General features: G+C 63.2%; 4 protein-coding genes. 2 read left to right on the forward strand and 2 right to left on the reverse strand.

Features of this window, described 5'->3' with window-relative positions:
* Both H0W38_RS20605 and H0W38_RS20610 read left to right on the forward strand, forming a co-directional pair.
* Nucleotides 1–398, forward strand: a 398-nt coding sequence (locus H0W38_RS20605) for a hypothetical protein (RefSeq protein ID WP_292457703.1), incomplete at its 5' end; no start/stop codon positions are given.
* An 85-nt stretch (nucleotides 399–483) separates the two neighbouring features.
* On the forward strand, nucleotides 484–642 hold the full coding sequence (locus H0W38_RS20610; protein ID WP_292457706.1) for a hypothetical protein: 159 nt from the start codon (nucleotides 484–486) through the stop codon (nucleotides 640–642).
* Nucleotides 643–918: 276 nt separating this feature from the next.
* Here the strand turns inward: H0W38_RS20610 and H0W38_RS20615 are convergent, their stop codons facing one another.
* On the reverse strand, nucleotides 919–1,860 hold the full coding sequence (locus H0W38_RS20615; RefSeq protein WP_292457707.1) for a LysR family transcriptional regulator: 942 nt from the start codon (nucleotides 1,858–1,860) through the stop codon (nucleotides 919–921).
* Nucleotides 1,861–1,995: 135 nt separating this feature from the next.
* Nucleotides 1,996–2,502, reverse strand: coding sequence for a metallophosphoesterase family protein (locus H0W38_RS20620; protein WP_292457709.1), 507 nt, complete (start codon nucleotides 2,500–2,502; stop codon nucleotides 1,996–1,998).
* Between the last annotated feature and the right edge of the window lie 142 nt (nucleotides 2,503–2,644).

Genomic DNA, 2,644 nt, shown 5'->3' on the forward strand with positions numbered 1-2,644 from the left:
GCCACAATGAAATTTTGGCCCCTTCCGTCCACAAGGGACTGGAGGGCAAGTCCGTTGGCGACGTGATCGAAGTGCCAATCGATGGCAATCAGATCTTCGGCCCCAGAGACGAGTCGCTGGTTTTTACTGATCTCCTCGAGAACGTCCCACAGGAGTATCGGCAAGTCGGCGGCTCCATCCTCATGGAAAGTGACAGCGGTCAGACCCGCAGCTTTCTCGTAACGCAGATGGACGACGAGAAGCTGACTGTCGATGGCAACAATCCGCTTTGCGGCAGAGAGGTCGTCTTTACGCTCGAGATACTCACCGTGCGCGACGCAACTGATGAAGAGACAAGAACGGGAGGGGCGATCATCGCAGACGCGGATATCGACCCGTCACTCATGAGACCTGTTTAGGCAGCGGTGTTGAATGGCATCGGACTCATTTCAGCTGTAGTTACTTGCACTTACAAAACTGGCTTCACGGCAAAAAAGGCGACTTATGAGCGATCAAAAACCCGCCGCCCATGTTCCTGACGGCCTGACGCGTTTTTTTACAACGCGTCAGATGGCGCCAACCGAAAAGGGATTTGTTGGTTACGAAACTGTCTGGAAACCGTTCCAGAAGGAGATCGAATACAAGACGCCGAAACAGCCGTAGGCGTAATACCGTCGCATAGTTGACCCGGGCGGCTTGGGTGCGAACCCATAAAGGGGATTGGGTCAGCGCCGGTTGCTTGATTTACGGTCTGCGATGCGAGCGGTCTGGGCGTCGCAGAACATCGACCCCAAGCACATCAACGCCGATCTGACCAACGTCCGCGCCCGATGTCACAGGCTCGCACGGCACCTGCTCCGGCGCTTGGGCCAGCGACCCTGTCCCGCGACGACCGCAACAGCGGCCAGTGGGCGATAGAGAAGGCGCCGGTCTAACACATCATCGACTGAGCGCCCGCACGGGCGGGCGAGCCGGTGCGGCAGGCTCCAACGTGCCCAGATGCTGCTTGGCGAACTGCACGAAGTTGCTCACCAAGCTGGAGTGGATGCGCTCCTTCGGGTAGACCACCGACAACTGGCGAATCAGGCGCGGAGCCAACGGAACCTGCGTCAGCTGCCCCAGCCGGATTTCGTTGTTCACCGTTGTGCGCGACATGATGGCGAAGCCCCGCCCCGTGGCGACCAGCCGCTTCAAGGCCTCGGGGCTGCCGAGCTCCATCACGCGTTGCAGCAAGTCGGGAGCCACACCCGAGTCCCGCAGATAGCGATCGACCACCTCGCGCGTGCCTGAGCCGGGCTCGCGGCTGATGTAGGCGTGCTCCAGCAGCGACTGCGCGCTCGCCGACTTCAGCTGTGCCAGCGGATGCGAGGGCGCACAGGTCACCTGCAGTTCGTCGTCGCAGAGCACGTCGGCTACCAGCGTCGGCATGTGCGAGCCGCCCTCGATGAAGCCGACATCGAGGCTGCGTTCGGCGACGCGGCTTTGCACGGTGTCCGAATTGGCGACAAGCAGCATCGGCACCGCCGCCGGGAAGCTTGCCTTGAAGGCCCCCAGCACGCGAGGCAGCATGTAGTCTGCGATGGTCATGCTGGCACCGATGTGCAACGGGCCACCCAGCTGTCCGCACACCTCCTGCAGCCGGTTGTCCAGCTCGGTGGACAGCGCCAGGATGCGTCCGGCAAACTCCAGCGCCACGTCGCCGGCGGCGGTGAGCGCAACGCGACCGTGTGCACGGTCAAACAGCCGCGCGTTGAATTGCTCCTCAAGTTGCCGGATCTGGAACGTGACCGCCGGCTGGGTCATGAACAGCGCTTCTGCCGCCTTGGTGAACGACAGATGCTGGGCCACCGCGTGGAATACCTGGAGGCGACGATCCGTCATCAATCCGCCTGACTAGAAGGTTGTCGATCAACGACCATTGCAGCACAAAGCCCAAGGCGCGGAAATCGGGGCAGACCATCGCCGCCCTTCCTCTGCGAGGGCCGCGCATGGGGGCGCCGGCTGGCACGGCGGCCGCTAACAGGTGTGGATCTCGAATTGCATCGATGCTAGATCGCCGCTGACCCAGGTTGCTCGCGCGCCGATGCCGGCCACTGTGCCCGGGTTCACGAGCCAGGATTTTCCGTCACGCACATGGTCGACCTGCCTGATATCGGCCTCGTGCGAATGGCCGCAGCAGACCAGGTCCCATTCGCCGGTGCAGGCCATCGCATGGCCGTATTCGGGGTAGTGCACGACGAAAATCCGGCGCCCGGCCAGTTCGATGCGCGCGTCTGCGCCGTGGTAGTGAAGCAAGCCACCGCTGTCTTGCGCCAGCCGGTGCAGGGTGCCCGAGTCGCCCAGGTTGTTGCCGTGGATCACGTGCATCGGCAGGCCGGCGCGCATGGCCGGTCGCAACGTGTGGCCGCCGATGAGATCGCCGCAGTGGATCACTGCCTCGGCGCCCTGCGCGGCTGCCGCGCGGACCGCGCTGTCCAGGGCTTCGGCACGGTCGTGACTGTCGGAGACGATGCAGATTTTCATGCGAGCAGCATAGCCCGCTACTGCACTTGCGGTCAGAGGGAAGGCCCGCGGCCTCAGGCGCCGCCGTCCATCGGCGGCGGCTGGCACAGGTCGGCGTCGACGTTCATCAGCACACTGGCCAGTTCGAATGCGCGCCACCGGT

It is taken from the genome of Methylibium sp. (assembly GCF_013817365.1).
In the GTDB taxonomy this organism is placed as follows: domain Bacteria; phylum Pseudomonadota; class Gammaproteobacteria; order Burkholderiales; family Burkholderiaceae_C; genus Methylibium.